The organism is Streptomyces sp. NPDC059003, assembly GCF_042740445.1.
GTDB lineage: Bacteria > Actinomycetota > Actinomycetes > Streptomycetales > Streptomycetaceae > Streptomyces.
Genome location: NZ_JBHYJH010000419.1, coordinates 1 through 1,877, shown reverse-complemented (window position 1 = coordinate 1,877; position 1,877 = coordinate 1). Strand labels below are relative to the sequence as shown.

Sequence of the window (1,877 nt, the reverse complement as noted above, 5' to 3'; positions counted from 1 at the left end):
GGCTAAAACCCTCGCCGGAGCGGCAGGTATTCAGCCCGTCCGGCGTTTGAGGACGAGCGCGGAGCGCGATGAAGGCGCGGTCCCGCTCAGCGCAGCGTGTAGCCGCCGTCGGGGTAGAGCGTGGAGCCCGTCGTGTAGCCGTTGCCGAAGAGGTACAGGACCGCGTCGGCGATCTCGTCCTCGGTGGCGAGGCGGTGCAGGAGCGTGTCCCTGCGGTACTGGGCGAACGCCTGCTCGCGGGCCGAGGCGGGGCGGCCCTGCCAGAGGTTGCCGTCGACGGTGCCGGGGGAGACGACGTTGACGCGGATCGGCGCCAGCTCGACGGCGAGGCCGCGGGCGAGGCCTTCGAGGGCGGCGTTGCACGCGGCGTAGGCGGGGGCGGGGCCCGGCGGCCGCGCGCCCGCGGCGCCCGACATCAGGACCACCGAGCCGTCCTCGGCGAGCTTGGGCGCCGCGAGCCGCACCGCGTGGTACTGCCCCCAGAACTTGGCGACGAACGGGCTCTCGGCGTCCTCGTCGCTCAGTTCGAGCATGGGGCCCACCTGATAGGTGCCCGCGGTGGTGAGGAGGTGGTCGACGCGCTCGATCCCGTCGAAGAAGGCGCCGAGCGAGTCCCGGTCGGTGACGTCCACCGGGTGCCAGCTGGCGGCGTCCCCCAGGTCCGCCGCCGCGGCGGCCAGCCGCTCCGGGGACCGCCCGCCCAGCACGACCCGCGCACCGGCCGCGACCGCCTGGTGCGCGACGCGCAGACCGATGCCGGAGCCGCCGCCGATGAGGACGACGGTGCGGCCGTGGAGACGGGACGAGGGTGCAGTGCTCATGGGTGTCCTTGTGGAGCAGAGGGAGACATCTTGATCAACTTCCGTCTCTCGCCAACTCGCCCGCTCCCGGCGGTATTCCGCCACTCCTAGCGGTACTCCGCCGGACCCGGTTCCACCCGCCGCCACGCCTGCACCGGACCCGGCGCGGAGACCCCCGAGGCCTCCGGGGAATCAACGGGAGTGACCCAGAACGCCCGCCCCGTCACCGGGTCCACATGGGCGCCCGTACGGCCGTCGCCCGAGGAGCGGCCCGTCAGGCGGCGGCCGATCCACGGGGCGAGATGCTGCTTGGCGAACCGGGCGTCGGCGACGCGCCGGGCGGGCCAGGAGGCCGGGACGGCGGGCGGCAGCGGGGCCTGCCAGTCGTCCTCGGGCGCGTAGCCGAGGGTCTGCCACACGGCCTCGGCGACCCTGCGGTGGCCCTCCGCCGTCAGGTGCAGCCGGTCCACGTCCCACAGGCGCTGGTCGCCGAGCGCCGTGGCGCCATACAGGTCGACGACGGCGGCGCCGTGGCGGGCCGCGAGGTCGTCGACGTGCCGGAAGAGCTCCTCCATGCGCGGCCGGAAGCGTTCGAGGACCGGGCCCTGGCGGCCGGGGCTGCGCATCAGGACGAGCTGCTTGCACGCCGGGGCGAGCGTCTCCACCGCCTGCTCCAGGAGACCGCGCACCCGGCCCATGTCGCACTTGGGCCGCAGCGTGTCGTTGAGGCCGCCCACGAGCGTGATCACATCGGCGCCGAGCCCGGCCGCCACGTCGACCTGCTCGTCGACGATCTGCCCGATGAGCTTGCCGCGCACGGCCAGGTTGGCGTACCGGAACCCGGGCGTGCGGGCCGCGATGCGCTCGGCGAGGACGTCCGCCCAGCCGCGGTAGCCGCCGTCGGGCAGCAGGTCGGACATGCCCTCCGTGAAGGAGTCGCCGATCGCGACGAGGCTGGTGTGCGGAGCGTTGAGCTGCGGGGCGGGGTCGTTGATCTGCATGGCGGGATCGATCGTATCCCGGCGGATCCGGCCGGGCCCGGGCGGTTACGCCCGGGCACCGGCCCCGGGGTATCGG

2 protein-coding genes are annotated in these 1,877 nt (G+C 74.5%); both read right to left on the bottom strand.

The window, feature by feature from the left end; genetic code table 11:
• Positions 1 to 86: 86 nt before the first annotated feature.
• A complete protein-coding gene (locus tag ACFWZ5_RS46280) occupies positions 87 to 821 on the bottom strand; it encodes an SDR family oxidoreductase (RefSeq protein WP_384801533.1) in 735 nt (244 codons plus the stop codon).
• Between the two features lie 86 nt (positions 822 to 907).
• On the bottom strand, positions 908 to 1,801 hold the full coding sequence (locus ACFWZ5_RS46275; protein WP_384801536.1) for an SGNH/GDSL hydrolase family protein: 894 nt from the start codon (positions 1,799 to 1,801) through the stop codon (positions 908 to 910).
• Positions 1,802 to 1,877: the final 76 nt, after the last annotated feature.

What these genes read in the sequence shown, in the direction of transcription:
- ACFWZ5_RS46275 (WP_384801536.1), bottom strand. Translation starts at nt 1,801, where the DNA reads ATGCAGATCAACGACCCCGCCCCGCAGCTCAACGCTCCGCACACCAGC.
- ACFWZ5_RS46280 (WP_384801533.1), bottom strand. Translation starts at nt 821, where the DNA reads ATGAGCACTGCACCCTCGTCCCGTCTCCACGGCCGCACCGTCGTCCTC.